General features: G+C 45.3%; 10 protein-coding genes. 3 read left to right on the plus strand and 7 right to left on the minus strand.

Going from position 1 to position 15,600, the window contains the following annotated elements; genetic code table 11:
• Positions 1 to 35: 35 nt before the first annotated feature.
• Positions 36 to 1,190 (plus strand): glycosyltransferase family protein, encoded by a 1,155-nt coding sequence (locus M2470_RS11650; protein WP_280745171.1) that lies wholly within the window; start codon positions 36 to 38, stop codon positions 1,188 to 1,190.
• Here M2470_RS11650 and M2470_RS11655 read toward each other — a convergent pair.
• From M2470_RS11655 to M2470_RS11685, 7 genes are all read right to left on the minus strand, one after another.
• A complete protein-coding gene (locus tag M2470_RS11655; RefSeq protein WP_280745170.1) occupies positions 1,179 to 3,326 on the minus strand; it encodes a fimbrial protein in 2,148 nt (715 codons plus the stop codon). The genes M2470_RS11650 and M2470_RS11655 overlap by 12 nt on opposite strands.
• Positions 3,320 to 4,354: a fimbrial protein gene (locus tag M2470_RS11660; protein WP_280745169.1), complete on the minus strand. Its 1,035-nt coding sequence runs from the start codon at positions 4,352 to 4,354 to the stop codon at positions 3,320 to 3,322. The genes M2470_RS11655 and M2470_RS11660 overlap by 7 nt, the downstream gene beginning before the upstream one ends.
• 470 nt (positions 4,355 to 4,824) lie before the next feature.
• The gene (locus tag M2470_RS11665; RefSeq protein ID WP_280745168.1) at positions 4,825 to 6,099 is read right to left on the minus strand and encodes an O-acetylhomoserine aminocarboxypropyltransferase/cysteine synthase family protein; all 1,275 of its coding nucleotides are present in this window, start codon (positions 6,097 to 6,099) and stop codon (positions 4,825 to 4,827) included.
• Positions 6,100 to 6,183: 84 nt separating this feature from the next.
• Positions 6,184 to 6,945 (minus strand): hypothetical protein, encoded by a 762-nt coding sequence (locus M2470_RS11670; RefSeq protein WP_280745167.1) that lies wholly within the window; start codon positions 6,943 to 6,945, stop codon positions 6,184 to 6,186.
• Positions 6,935 to 8,386: a family 43 glycosylhydrolase gene (locus M2470_RS11675; protein ID WP_280745166.1), complete on the minus strand. Its 1,452-nt coding sequence runs from the start codon at positions 8,384 to 8,386 to the stop codon at positions 6,935 to 6,937. Before M2470_RS11675 ends, M2470_RS11670 begins: the two co-directional genes overlap by 11 nt.
• A 2-nt stretch (positions 8,387 to 8,388) precedes the next feature.
• On the minus strand, positions 8,389 to 9,129 hold the full coding sequence (locus tag M2470_RS11680) for an acetylxylan esterase (RefSeq protein ID WP_280745239.1): 741 nt from the start codon (positions 9,127 to 9,129) through the stop codon (positions 8,389 to 8,391).
• 29 nt (positions 9,130 to 9,158) lie between these two features.
• Positions 9,159 to 10,316, minus strand: coding sequence for an alpha/beta hydrolase-fold protein (locus tag M2470_RS11685; protein ID WP_280745165.1), 1,158 nt, complete (start codon positions 10,314 to 10,316; stop codon positions 9,159 to 9,161).
• Positions 10,317 to 10,588: 272 nt separating this feature from the next.
• On the opposite strand from M2470_RS11685, the gene M2470_RS11690 reads away from it, so the two are divergent.
• Complete coding sequence (locus tag M2470_RS11690) at positions 10,589 to 14,431, plus strand: hybrid sensor histidine kinase/response regulator transcription factor (RefSeq protein WP_280745164.1); 3,843 nt, start codon at positions 10,589 to 10,591, stop codon at positions 14,429 to 14,431.
• Between the two features lie 148 nt (positions 14,432 to 14,579).
• Positions 14,580 to 15,590, plus strand: coding sequence for a glycoside hydrolase family 43 protein (locus tag M2470_RS11695; RefSeq protein ID WP_280745163.1), 1,011 nt, complete (start codon positions 14,580 to 14,582; stop codon positions 15,588 to 15,590).
• Positions 15,591 to 15,600: the final 10 nt, after the last annotated feature.

A 15,600-nucleotide genomic window follows, 5' to 3' on the forward strand; every position in this document is an offset into this window, starting at 1 on the left:
GTCATATCTGTGTATTATCATATAAATGCTTACATATGAAAATACTCTTTATCATCCAGGGAGAAGGGAGAGGACACCTGACTCAGGCCTTGTCTCTTCACCAGAAACTCACCAGTGATGGACATCAAGTTGTAGGTGCAATGGTAGGTAAGAGCCCTGCACGCAACCTTCCGGATTTCTTTACCGAAAAGATAAACATTCCGGTCTATACATTTGAAAGTCCTAATTTTCTCCCTACGGCTAAGAACAAACAGATTAACATATACAAATCCGTTGCCTATAACCTGGCGCTTGCCTATAAATACATAGGTAGCCTACACTATATCAACCGGATGATTAAAGAAACGGAAGCGGAAGTTGTAGTCAATTTTTACGAAATGCTTACCGGTCTGACCTACCTGCTTTTCCGTCCGAAAGCAGTTATGATTTGTGTAGCACACCAGTACCTGTTCCTTCACCCTGAATTTACGTTCCCGAAAGCCAACCCGGTATCCTTAGCCATGATGATGTTCTATACCCGGATCACCACTTGGGGATCCAGTAAAAAGCTGGCTTTATCGTTCCGGAAAATGGATGAAGTTCCTCAAAAGAAGATCGTAGTTGTACCTCCTTTGATCAGGCGAGAGGTGATAGATGCCGAAATTTCAACAGGAGACTACCTGCACGGCTACATGCTAAATAGCGGTTTTAGCGAAGAAGTAAAAGCCTGGCACAAAGAGCATCCGGATGTGAAGATGCACTTTTTTTGGGATAAAAAGGACGTGAATAAAGAAACAAAGATAAACGACAAGCTGACATTCCACTTGCTGGATGACAGTTTGTTCGTAAAGTATATGTCCGGAGCTAAAGCCTATGCTACAACGGCAGGTTTTGAATCGGTTTGCGAAGCCATGTATATGAACAAGCCTGTCCTAATGGTTCCTACCCATATAGAACAGGCTTGCAATGCGCATGATGCGTCTTTGTCGGGAGCCGGTATGGTGGCCGACTATTTCAATCTAGACAAATTACTGGAATTATCCGAGAAACATACACCAAACCTTCATTTCCGGCATTGGGTAAGCCAAGCCGACTGGCTGATTCTGCGTGAATTCCGTCAGGATTTGCTAACCGATGAGCCTCTGGTTTCCAGATCTTTTCGTCATTTATTCTCAAAAATCATCTATAAACTCTCTAAATTATCTCCCTGATAAAACGACATCTGTAATCCAGGCCCACAGGTTACCCATTAAATAGTCCTGATCTTTGCTCAAGTTTCCGGCACCCGTTAAATAATTCGCTCCGGTAGTGGTAAACAGGTTACAATCACCTATATAAACAATCCGTCTTTTCTTATTTACGCCTAATACCATTCCTCCGTCATACGAACTGGTAAGCAAAGGAATAACATACTCAGAATAGTTCAATGTTCGTCCCCAATAGGCATCCGTCCGTCCAAATACAGAGGAAGAAGATACGCCGCCGAAAGGACCTGTCTGGGTAAATATGCTGTTCGCTTCTGTTGGTTCTACAAATTTGAAGTTTCCTCCATCATCTTTATAGATCCAGTCCCAGGTATCCCCTAAGGCTGATAAGAGGTTGATATTGGTACCGGTCCAGTCTGCCGCAACGATCAACACTCTGTTTTTCTTGTTGTTTAACCATTGAAGCGTATTGACTATCGTTCCAGTACTCGGTTTGCTGTCATAGGTATAGAACATCACATCATAATCCGCCATAATATTAGCTGCTAATGTATTTGAGCCGCTAATCACAGTTTGAGCCATCTCATTGAAACTATATCCACCCATATCTATAAGGCTTGCAGGGTAAAAGTAATAATTCAAGATCTGTCGCATAGCCGCGCCACTTGCATTCAATGTACCATCCGAAGAATACCCGGTACCTAAATCACCTACATTGGTGAAAGACAATACCCTCACAACCTCTTCCAGAGTCGCAGCATAGCCAAGTTGTGCAATCTTGATTACAACTTTCCATTGCCCGGCCTGAATGGTAAAATAATCATTCCTCTCCCCATGATTGCCATTACGGGTTAGGGCCTCCACATGTATAAGTGTCTTATTTTCTCTTAGTTGAACAAGATAATTGGTATTCTGAATAGACGTCTCCGATGCAACTCCAAGTAAATTCCCATTCTCATCAGACCACTGTATGGTATAATCACTGACATCTGTGTTTACGGAGATTTCACTAGTTGAACCGGCCCATGACTTGAGTAACACCGTGCGTGCGGAAACCCCAATGTAGTGTTCCCCGTCAAAATACATGTCGGTAGAGTTCTCATCCCAGGTCTGAACTTCGGAAATGATACCTACAGAAGGTGCTTTGGCTGCTTCTTCAGGCGTTTTTTTACCCGGCATCCCCACCTTTAATATATTGAAAATATATTTATGATTCCTCAATATCTGTCCGAACGGATGTCCGGACATCCCTAAATTGAAATCTATCCGATAGTACGTAACCTCTCCGTTTGCATACTTTCCGCCAACAATAATACATGTTGCCTTTGAATCCTTCTCACTTTCATCCGGAGCGCTCGACTCCGGAACATAAAGCTGTGACTGAGAGACATTACCGCTTACCGATATTTCGGAAGTAATGATACTCCCACTGCTATTGCCTGGTATGGAGGGTGAGGTTACAGCCGCATCTGTCATGTTATTCGGAATAATTTGCATCTTATTATTCGCACGATAAAGCTGTACACTTACCATTTCAAAATTCGTGACATCATCCGCAACAAGAATATCCGCCCGGGCTACGGAGCGAAGCATCTTAATTCCGCTTATCTCGTTGTTATTGAATGTATCTAACGATGGCAATTCATATTCGCCAAACATGGGAAACGGAGAAGATATTCCGCTTACCGTAAAGGCATGTTGTATTTTGGCTTTTACCTCACTTTTGCTATCACCTGCTGCTATATTGGCGGCATCTATAGCCTGATTACTGTTTGCTAACAGAAAAAGTACAATAGGCGACGACGAGGTTTTCAACTCCGCATCAAAAGTGGTAGATGTTGCCGTGTGGTCTAGAATAGACCCCTCTGCCGAATAGATATAGGTATCGTTCCGAAACACCAAAATCCGGATTTCATTGATACTTGCTTCTTCGGCTGTTTGTGATTTGGTAGCCCCCTTAGGCAGAACCGTTGGAGGAGTATTGATTGTCAGCTTTAAGGACATATTTTCACCATCTCCTGCTACTACTGAAGGCGGATTAAGCATTTCTTCAGTCGAGCAGGATATGGCAAACACACACAATATAAACCAAAGGAATATATTGTGTGCTGAATATGTTTGGAAAATAGTCTTTTTTACCATTTTACGCCTTGTTCAGGAACTGTTTCCCAGTCCTGAGGTTCAATTGTTACTGTTAAGGTAGCCGGATCTACAAATTCTTCAGGGTGCGTAGCACCAGCTGCCGGTTTATTAATCACAACATTCACCTTATGGAAGGTGTTACGAACGATATACGTACCATCACCTGTATGGCTGTCATTGATTACAAAGGGGAAATACACGGTTTCACCATTATATGTTCCTTCTAATGTCATCAATGTAGCATCTGTTCCAGTCGCATCATTCGGAAATACGTAGAAATAAGCCGTATTATTATCACTAACTGAAGCACTTTTTGTAAGGTAATCCCGGTATATACTAACGATATTTTTTCCGTCTACAGAAGTAAGATTAACCCCTCCATAGAGGTCTCCGGAAGTTAAAATACTTGGTACACCTACTGTAGCTGTACTCTTTGCTTTCATTATATGAACAGACGTTAATGTAAACGTTCCGGTCTGACCTGTAACAGGAGCAACAGTTACACTTCCCAACTGGATTTTAGCAACTACCCGATAAACAGGAATGTTCAAAGTATTCGCACCGGTAGTCAGCGTATGCGTAGTTTCACCACTCATTAGAAGCCCGTTAGTACCTATAGTTGAGGTTGTTTGAGTATCTAAGTCAATTAATTCACCTTCCAAATCCGAATATTCCAATATAGGAGAAGTAGGGAAACCGGCAGGAGCATTCACTACTACCGCAATTTTCTTACCTCCGGTAGTCAGATCATCAACTGCTATTTCATTATTAGCAGGAATCGTTGATGTCGTCACCGAAGACTCAAGCAGTCCATTGCTGAAAAACACATAAACAGAGACATTCTTCACAGCATTTTCTTCAGGCAAAGCGGCTGTTGTAGCACGCGTACCTAAGTCTTGACCTTCCAGTTTAATAGAAATAGATGCTTTTTCTTCTGTTTGGATTATTTCATTCTCACTGCTACTGCATGAAACGGCAAATAGCAAAACATTTGCTAAAAGAGCAAAAAATAAAAAGTTTTTTCTCATTGATTTAATTAATTTGTAAATTAGCGTTTTGTACAATTCGTGTTTATATAAATTTATATTCGACGCAAAAATAGATACAAAATATGACATATTTCCACTTTTTGTGTATATTTTTTCATTTTTTAAATCATTATAGGCGATTCTATACAATATTTAAGGCGTTTATCGAAACAATTATGCAATATCTCAGGGAAACATTTGCTCTTTCCGGTCAAATAGAAAAAGGGTTTTATTTACCCTTTACAGCAATTTAATTACTTTTATCCTACATTTTTCACTAAAACCTTCAGTTTTTCCATATCATATTATTCTGTTGAGAAAAAAATTTCATGCCGATAAGAAAAAATTCTCATGCGGGTGAGAAAAAATTCTCAACGGCATGAGAATTTTTTCTCATCCAGATGAAACTTTTAGTTTCACTACAAAAAAAGAATAAAACTTTTGCGTGAAAAAGTATGCAAATAGCTTATTTACAGGGCTTGATCCAAATCGGCAAGAAGGTCGTCTACATGCTCAATTCCGACAGACAGGCGGATCAGGTCAGGAGCCACTCCTGCTTCTAATAACTGCTCGTCTGTTAGTTGCCGGTGTGTATGGCTGGCGGGATGCAGTACCGAAGAACGGGCGTCTGCAACATGCGTTACAATCGCTATCAGCTTGAGGTTATCCATAAAACGGATAGACTCTTCGCGTCCGCCTTTCAGCCCGAAGGATAATACACCGCAAGAGCCTTGGGGGAGATATTTCTTTGCCAAATCGTAGTACTTATTCCCTTCCAACTCGGGGTAATTAACCCAGGCTACTTTATCGTTCTTCTGCAACCATTGAGCTACAGTCAGTGCATTTTTGCAATGCTGCGGCATACGCAGATGTAGGGTTTCGAGCCCCAGATTGAGCAAGAAGGCATTTTGCGGAGACTGTATAGAGCCTAAGTCACGCATCAACTGGGCGGTTGCTTTTGTGATGAACGCTCCCTTGCCAAAGGCTTTTGTATAGGTTAATCCGTGATACGAGTCGTCTGGCTCGCAGAGTCCGGGATACTTGTCGGCATAGGCGTCCCAGTTGAAGTTTCCGCTATCAACGATACAACCACCTACGGCTGTGGCGTGCCCGTCCATGTATTTAGTAGTAGAATGTGTTACGATATCGGCTCCCCATTCAAAGGGGCGGCAATTAATCGGAGTAGCAAAGGTATTGTCTATAATCAGTGGAACCCCGTTTGCATGGGCTATTCGTGCAAATTTTTCCAGATCGAGAACCGTTACACCCGGATTGGAAATAGTTTCTCCGAACAATAGTTTGGTGTTCGGGTGGAAAGCCTTGCTGATTTCTTCTTCTGAGGCATCCTGGTCTACAAACGTACATTCGATCCCCAGCTTCTTCAGGGTAACGGAAAATAGGTTATAGGTTCCTCCGTAAATGCTGGTGGCGCTAACAAAATGATCTCCGGCTCCGCAAATATTGAAAATGGCAAAGAAGTTCGCTGCCTGTCCGGAAGACGTAAGCATACCGGCTACCCCACCCTCCAGGGCGGCAATCTTAGCTGCTACGGCATCGTTCGTTGGGTTCTGCAAGCGTGTGTAGAAGTATCCACTCTCTTCCAGGTCGAAAAGTTTCGCCATCTGCTCACTTGTTTCATACTTAAATGTAGTACTCTGGTAAATAGGAAGTACACGCGGCTCTCCTTTCTTTGGGTTCCATCCCCCCTGAACACAAAGGGTTTCAGGCTTCAATTGCTTGCTCATCTCTGATTGTATTTAATATCATTCGTTTACTGAAATGCAAAAGTAAAAAATATAATGAACAGAGAAACATGCGCATGATAACTTTTATACTGTTCCCACAGTAATAAACCATTCCAGGATTTTACCTGACTTTTCGGCAGGAAGCAGGCTGCGAAGCACAAAACAAGCGCTCTGGTCTTCATTCCGGCCGTCGTAGAGTAGTAGGTCTTGCTCGGTACTGCTCACCGTAATATGTCTTTTGGCATCATCGGGGGCGATGTCAAATTTCTTTCCGACAACGATAGGGCTTGGTTCTAACTCGTCTGTTTTCATAACGATCGTCTTATCGTCCGAATATTGTGAATAGAGTGTAGACGTAAATTCAATATTCAAACCTGCTACTCCCACCAGATCATCGGGAACGGGCTGGTCTGTCCATACGCTGACATAGATGCCGCCATCACCCAATCGTACTTGAATCTGGTAGATGAAATGCGGGGTGTCGTATTTTAGTTGTGCTATGATAAGGTTATTCTCCCGCTCCACTTTCCTTTCAATTAATGTGGAGTGCAAATCCCATTGCCCGGGTATCGGATTCAGTCGTACATCTCCATTCGTAACCGTACGCAGGCCATGATGCACAATTTCAATACCTACCATTTGGGAATCATCAGACATCGCATCATACGAATGGCTGAACACCATTACGTTTAGTCCGGGCGCTTCGAAATAAGAGGAATCATTCAACACAAGCTGTGCCGAACCTCCTTTTGTCATTTTACCTGAACAAGCGGACAGGAGCAGGCAAAACGCCACTCCCATCACGCTTGATACAATACGTTGTAATGACAGACATTTAATGGTCACGGAAGTTCCATTTGGAATTGTCACTGTTCATATCGAATTTACCGAGTGAAGGAGTGCTGTCTCCTGTGGATACCAGAACCAGTTCTTTATCTGTTCCAGGCACTTCTTTGGGCATAATCCGGTAGGTACCGTCCGTCAACTGATCGATTCTCCACAACTGCTCGGGCGCTCCCGTAAACGCAGGAACTGTCACCACTTCCGCATCCGTTGTGGCAGCTAATGCACGATTGGTTCCTTCAATCACAATCTTGTAATAATGTCCGCCCAGATATCCGCCGGCATTAGACACAGCAGTAATGGTCCACTTCTGATGGGGGCGGAACATGTAGTCACCGATTCTTACATTGATATCTCCCTGCGGCCAGGTTCCGATCACATCATCCAGTGTTTGCGACTTCAGAGGCACAAGAGGTTTGTCATCTTTCTCCCAGAAGCGATGCATGCTACCCTGCATGCGCACGAAGTCGACAGCCAGTTCGAGGGCATAGCCTCTGCGTTCAGACTCAATCTCGTACGTTCCTTCCTTAAAAGCTTCTCCAGCTACGGGCCATCCGTTTTTCCACACAAGCGGGCGTATGGCCAATACACTGCGTCCACCCTGATCGAAATCGGCTTCATAATGATAGGACATCTTCTCCACACCATCTTCTACAATGAAACGTCCGAAGTGTCCGGGACCGGTTTTGCGGTCTGATGCGGCAATCACCATCTTGCCGCCACCCTCCAGCATATCTCGTCCTACATTGTCAATGTATGGTCCCGTTACTTTACGCGAGCGGCCTACTACAATATTATAGGTAGAGTTCGGGCCGTCACAGCAAGTGCCGTGTGTACCCAGAAGATAGTACCATCCGTCGCGATAAGCCAAAGTGGTGGCTTCGCAATCAATGGCGATATCTATCGCTTCGTTGCCTTCCACGCGTTTGCCTGTCTTGGGATCAAGTTCCACCAGCCGGATAAAGCCGAAATAGGTACCATAAGAACACCACAGCCGACCATCCGTCGGATCAAGCAGCAGCCCGGCATCAATAGCATCACAGTCTTCATCATCAAGCGAATGCGCCACTTCGATAGGTTCGGTGTAGGCGAAATCGGGAGAATTAGGATCCAAGGTTTTGTTCCACATGGTAAGCACTTTGCCGGCATGTCCGCCGCCCAAGCCGCCGCCGGTGGAACTGTAAGCAATCAGGTAACGATCACCGATTTTTATGGCATCCGGTGCAGCACCTCCGCCGGGACGTACTCCTCCGCCGTGCCATTCCCAGCCGTCTTCGGAAATCAATCCGCCTCCGCCCGTTCCGAAAGTATAGTACTTACCCTCGCACTCCATGATGGTGGAGGGGTCGTGGATATAAGGAGTGCCAATTTGTGCAGACGCTTCTTCGGATGTCAAAACAGACATCAGGGCTACTGTGCCCAATAGTATAGCTTTTGTTTTCATACTCATTGATAACTGATTGTAATGTTCGTAACTGGCATTCCATTCTCATCCATAAAGCGGACGCAGAAGTCACTCATACCCGGGCCATTGATAATGGCTCCGCGCAAGATGTTCCGCCCCTTCTTCAGCGTCAGCCGACGCGACAGGCCGTCATCCACCACCATGCGACGGTCGCCCGAAAGCAGAAGGACTTCCTCGCCATTCAACCACCACATAGAGGCAGAGTTGGAACCAGCCGAGAAGCGGACGTTCTCCATATCTTCCGGGCAATCAATAACGGTAACAGCCCAGAATAATACGCCGTACACTTGCTTCTTCAGACCAGCCGCCAAACGATACAGCTTCACGTTATATAGTTTACTGTCCAGCGCATGCCAAGCCAACTTCTGCTTGCCTACTTTCACTTTGTCTCCATCTTTGGGTAAGATAGAGAACTGATTCTTGAAGTACAGCGTATCAAATGTCTGGCGCAAATAGCTGTCGGTAAAGACTGTGTTGGAGCGATTGGGCTTATCGATAGGCTCCAGCAGCAGCCAGCGGCGGATAAAACCGTTTTCATCCGGTGACACAACGCCCGGGGTTGCTTCCGTGAAATAGTCGGCAAGGTACGTGGGTGTTTGAATCTTGTACGCTTGTCTTGGAGGTGGAAAATCTCCCGCCGGCGGGTTCTGTGCAAAAGCGGGCAGAGCCAGTAGTGCCGCGAGACACATAGCCAATCCTGTTTTTCGATGGATAATGTTCATTGTCATAATATGTTTTTGTGAATTATACATTATTTCTTTTTAAACAACAGAGGTGCAAATTCTTTCAGACATCTGCGCCAGGTCAGGAACTCGTGGGCGGTACCCGGAGACTCGTAATAGATCGTATTAATTCCCGCTGCTCTCAAGCCATCGCTAAGGCTCTTTGTTCTTTCGGGATGCTCTTCCGAACCGATACCGAGGAAGAAGGCGTGTACCTTGTCGTTAAATGCCTTGCGGTCTTTGAACACACCGCCATATGCCTCATCAAGGTTCTCAAGATCGATTCTGCCCGCTCCGCTGAATCCGCCGATATAGGCGAATTTGTCGAGATTGTTCAGTGTAGTTTGGAAAGTGAGAAGCCCACCCCACGAAAGCCCTGCCATAGCACGGTTTTCTCTATCGGTCAGTGCACGGAAGTTTGATTCGATGTGGGGAATGATTTCATTCACCAGGATAGAAGGGAACTCGGCGCCGAACCTCTTTCTTGCCTCGTCAGGAGTTTCGCCCGGATTGGTCTTGAAAGACTCTATATTCCCGTTGTCCATCACCACGATCATCGGATGGGCGCTACCTTCGGCAATCAGGTTATCCATAATGAAATTCATCTTACCTTGGCTTGCCCAGCTGGTCTCGTTTTCACCCATGCCATGTTGCAAGTAAAGCACCGGATACTTCTTGCCGGGATTCTTATCGTATTCCGCCGGAGTATAAACCATACACCTGCGCCATTCCTTGCGAATATCGGAGTAGTACCAGCTTTGGCTGACCAATCCGTGAGGCACATTCTTTATAGAATAGTAATCCACGCCCTTTTCCGGGATTTCAATACCACTCACCCATTTGCCCATACCGAAGAACGGTTTGCCGTTGGGATCAGCCGCACTCACACCATCCACGATAATCTGATAGTAGTGGAAACCCACCACCTCGGGTTCTTTCGATACGAGCGACCAGTATCCATCGGCCTCCTGAGTCATTTCGCCTCGGAAACTGATTTCCACTTTTTTGGCATTAGGAGCATGTATCCGGAAATGCACGCGGTTGTCTTTGTCTATACGCGGATAATCTGCTCCATTAATGTTATGTTCGTTAGGAATACTTCCTGCAGGAAAATTTTGTTCTTGCCCATTCATTGTTAATGGTAGTACCAGCAAGAAAGAAAAAACTAATTTCAATGCATTTTTCATAAGTCAAATAATAAGAGTTAATAGTTATCATTTATTATCGACAAATGTAACGGCGAAAAACGATGACGTGATTTAAAAATAAATATTTGTTTTCCATTATTAGATACAAGGGCACATATATAGAGAAATGCTTCACTATATTCCAATATTAACAAAATGAGGAGTATAATAACAATCATTGAAAAATAGTATCTACAATTTGAAATAATACCCATTATTTTTATCTATTATTGTAGATTAATCTAGATTAATTCATGTTCCATTGAAGAAATATGAAGCAATATTTTTTATTTATCGTCTTTTTGCTTCTGTCGTTTGAGGATATTCGTGCGGATGACCTGAACTTCTATGATATTAATGATATTTATGGAGTGTCTATTCGTGAAACCACTTCAATATGTAAAGATACTGACGGATTCATCTGGATCGCCGCCCGGACGGGGATTATCAGGTTAACAAACAGTGATTGCCGGGTTTACAGTTTGCCTTATAAATCGGCAGCTGTGGTTTCTGTCGAAGTCACATGGCAGCAAGAACAGTTGTTTGCCTTTACCAATCAGGGCGAAATATTCCGATACAATCCGCGCAGCGACAAATTTGAACGGTATATAGACTTTCCCACTCAGGTAAATATTGCCAACTTATGGCTTTCCGATTTGGAGGTAGACCAAGACGGTGGTTTGTGGCTAGCCTCCTCCATAGGCCTGTATTACTTCAAAGACAATCAATGCTCAAAAATCGGACAAATAGCGGCCTCTGTCGGTGATATGACCCGCTATGACGATAATCATTTGATTGCCGCCAGCATTGAAGGAATTTACCTCATTGATACGGAACGAAAGCAAGTGGAGCTGTGGAGCGAGGACATAGGCGTCGCACCGGCATCGCTATTGCTCGACCCGGCTATGAACCGTCTGTGGATCGGTACGTTATCCAGCGGGCTTTATTACTTCGACTACGCCGCAAAAAAACTACATGTAGCACCTGTGGAGAACTTTCCGCAACAATGTGTCAAGACGATCAAGTTGGTATCAGACTCTACTATCTGGTGCGGTATCGACGGACGTGGTGTATGGGTTCTGTCGCGCGATGGCAGCCGGACGAGTCATATCTACCAGGAAGAACCAGACAATCCGTTGTCTATCGGGGGAAACGGGGTATATGATATATACTATGAAAGCCCCGGTCGTGTCTGGGTCTGCTCCATTACCGGCGGTGCATCAGTAGCCGAGCTTGGCTTACCGATGATTACACAGATTCAGCATCGCATCAATAACCCGAACTCTTTAGTCAGTAATTATATCCACGATCTGATTGAAGACAGTCGCGGACAACTGTGGGCAGGGACTAACAGGGGTCTGAGTTGTTGGAACCCGCATACCGACAAATGGACCCACTACTTTGAAAAAAAAGCCTCAGAAGCCTTCATCGTCCTGGCTCTTTGCGAGGATGACGACGGGAATATCTGGGTGGGTACGTATGCACACGGGGTATACGTCATTGACGGCAAGCGTCCGGCAATCCTCGCCCATCACACACGGCCAACGGGCATCCTCGCCAAAACAGGCTTCGTCTTTGATATCCTGAAGGACGCAAACGGGAATATGTGGATTGCAGGAATGAATGGGGAAATACTGATGTACGAACGCCGTACACGGGAGTTCAAAACCTATCCGGCAGAACCGGTGTATGCTATGGATGAATGGGGCGATCGCACATTGATTCTGGCTTGCAACTACGGACTGCTCACGCTCGACAAAGAGACGAAAGAACGAACGGTTTTGCTGACCGACAATATGATTCAGGATATAGCTGTTGTGCAGGACAAGATATGGGCAGGCAGTAATGGAGGAGGTCTCCTCAGCTACAACATCCGCACACACGAAACGGAAAAATACGATACGCGTCATGGTATCATATCCAATTACGTGAACAGTATTCTCTACGCCGACGGTTACCTCTGGCTGGGAACAGACAATGGCCTTTGCCGCTTCAATACAATTGACAAGACGATTACTGCTTATCCTTTCCCCATGATTATTTCCGGCGCGTCCTACACCTCGGACGCCTGCTTCTGGTTGCACAACGGCATGTCTGCATGGGGAACATCCAATGGTATCATTATGTTAGACCCTAAATCCCTGAGCCAGCAAAAGGCTACAGGCCGCATATATATCCAGGACCTACTCCTGTCCGGTCGGTCTATCCGTGAGTATCCGGACTTACTGCCCGACATTCCGTTGGATAGTATAAGCGATATTACGCTCAACCACTCACAAAACAACGTAACACTCAACATACTGCCATTGGGCAACTATTCTAGCACTGCTCGCTTTTCGTGGAAGATGCAAGGTTTTGATGATGATTGGAGCGATCCGACCGACCGGAGTGTCATTAACTATACCAATTTGAACCCAGGCGTTTATTTATTATCCATCCGCTTGTATAATCATGATCTCATTTCCGAACGCATATTGACTATTCGCATCACTCCTCCTTTTTGGGCTACTTGGTGGTTTAGACTGGGGTGTATTCTTTTCGCCGGCTGGTTGCTTTACTTCCTGCTCCGGTTCTATATCAATCGCCTCAACCAACAGCATGCCGAAGATAAACTGCGTTTCTTTACTACCACCGCACATGATTTGCGCACCGCACTCACGCTTATTAAGGCGCCTATTGAAGAGCTGAATCAGTCCGGCAGCATATCGGAACACGACCGGCAGCACCTCCATCTGGCGGTAAAGCAAATACAACAACTGACATCAGTAGCAACACAACTGATGAATTTCCAGAAAACGGATATGGGTAAGGAACAGTTTCGCCCGGTCATGTCTGATGTTGTCACACTTGTGGGTAATCGCGTCAGCATGTTCGAATCAATAGCGGCAAGCAAACATATTAATATTGCTTATGACTATGATGCAGATAGCTATCTCACGGCAATAGACATCGGTATGATGGAGCGGGTGATAGACAATTTGCTCTCTAATGCCGTCAAATATTCCCATGAGCAATCTGTTGTGGAAGTACATTTTAAGAGTAACGAAAACGAGTGGCGACTGAGTGTCATTGATTACGGCATTGGCATCAGCCATAAAGCGCAAGGCAAGCTGTTCCATGAGTTTTATCGTGGCGAGAATGCTATTAACGCAAAAATCGTAGGTTCCGGAATCGGATTAGCCATGAGCAAAATACTGATAAACCTGCATGGCGGCAAGATTAGTGTGAAAAGCGAAGAGAATATGGGGTCTACCTTTGAAATTATCGTACCTCGTCGTAAAAAACAAGTCCACAAAGATGCCGACAAACAAGCAAGTATATTGCAGGATGATCCGGCCGGTGATAATGGAACCGGGGAGATGCGTATTCTGATTGTTGAGGATAACAACGAGTTACGCAACTTTATGACGCGCTCATTAGGCAAACATTTCCGCGTAGCGACGGCTACCGATGGGGTTGAAGCCTGGGAATACATCCGGCAAGAAATCCCCGACCTGATCGTGTCGGATATCCTAATGCCACGCATGGACGGCTTAGAACTCTGCCGGCTGGTAAAGTCAACCTTCGACACATCACACATTCCCATCATCCTGCTTACCGCCCTTTCCGAAAAGACCGACGAACTGCACGGGCTAGGGCTGGGAGCTGATGACTATATGACCAAACCGTTCGACATGGAGACGCTGACACAGCGTATCATTTCCATCATACGTAACCGCCGTATCACTGGTAAAAGATTCATTTCTGCTGGTTCTTTCACTGAAGCGAAAGGCAAGGACGGGGAAGCTGTCAACGTGCTGAACGATGCTTTCGTGAAGCAGTCGCTGGAAGTGGTCATGCGTCATCTGGACGACACGAGCTTTGGTAAGGAGGAGTTTGCACGGGAAATGGGCATCAGTACATCACTACTCTTCAAAAAGATGAAAGCGCTGACAGGCATGTCTGTCGTTGATTTCATACGTAGCGTACGCATGGAGCATGCCATGAAACTTATCAATGAAAAAAGGTACAGCGTTAGTGAGATAGCCGACAGGTGCGGATTCTCCTCTATCGGCTACTTTAGCACCGTTTTCAAGAAGCATTTCGGCAAGTCGCCTACCGACTTCACCTCTTAACTTGAGTCATATATGTTGGAAAAGCCCGTTGTATCTAAAAATATAAATCAATTATCTATTCACAAAAGAGAATGGCGGTACGATGTCGTATCTTTGCCGTTGTAGGTAAAAGCCTTTATCCATAAACATAATAATAAAAGAAACAAACATGAAAAGAATTGCATTACTTGCGTTACTGATTATCGTAGCCATGACAAGCTGTACCCAGCAGTCGAAACTTCCAACATTCAAAAACACAGGGAATCCGCTCATTAAAGACAAATTTACCGCTGACCCAGCTCCATTGGTTCATAACGGTACGCTCTATCTCTATGTCGGACATGACGAATACTACGAGGGGCAAGATTCTGCCAGCGGAGGAAAAGAGTTTAACATCACGGAATGGCTGTGTTATTCCACCCAAGACATGCAGACGTGGACAGATCATGGCACCGTATTGAAACCGACGGATTTCAGCTGGGGTATAGGCGAGGCATGGGCAGCGCAGGTGGTAGAGAAAGATGGTAAATTCTACTACTACGTTACAGCCATGGCTAATGAGCCCTACAACAGTCGGGTGGTAGGAGTAGCTGTTGGCGACAATCCTACCGGACCGTTTACAGACCCTATTGGCAAACCCTTGGTAACAGATGATATGACCGACAACGGCGCGCGCGGATGGTGGAATGACATTGATCCCACGGCTTTGATTGACGATAATGGGCAGGCATGGCTCTGCTGGGGAAACGGAACATGTTTTCTCGCCAAACTGAAACCTAATATGGTAGAGTTGGATGGCGAAATACAGGTGGTCGACATACCTAACTTCGTGGAAGGCCCATGGTTGTCGAAACGAGACGGAATATATTATCTGACGTATGCTTCCTTTGGAGAAGGAAGAGAGACTATCTCATACGCGACAGCTTCTTCCGTAGGAGGCCCATGGACACCACACGGCGAGTTGACCGGTATGGCAGAAAACAGTTTCACCATTCATCCGGGAGTCATCGAGTTCAAAGACAAATGGTATTTGTTTTATCACAATGCTACTTTGACCCTTGACGGTCACAAAGGGGCAATCGGTCGTCGTAGCGTTTGTGTGGACGAGCTTCATTATAATCCTGATGGAACGATGCAGTATGTAGAACAAACGAAACAGGGCGTGTCTGCATCGCGATAATAAATCCTAT

The organism is Parabacteroides sp. PH5-46 (assembly GCF_029892785.1).
GTDB lineage: Bacteria > Bacteroidota > Bacteroidia > Bacteroidales > Tannerellaceae > DFXE01.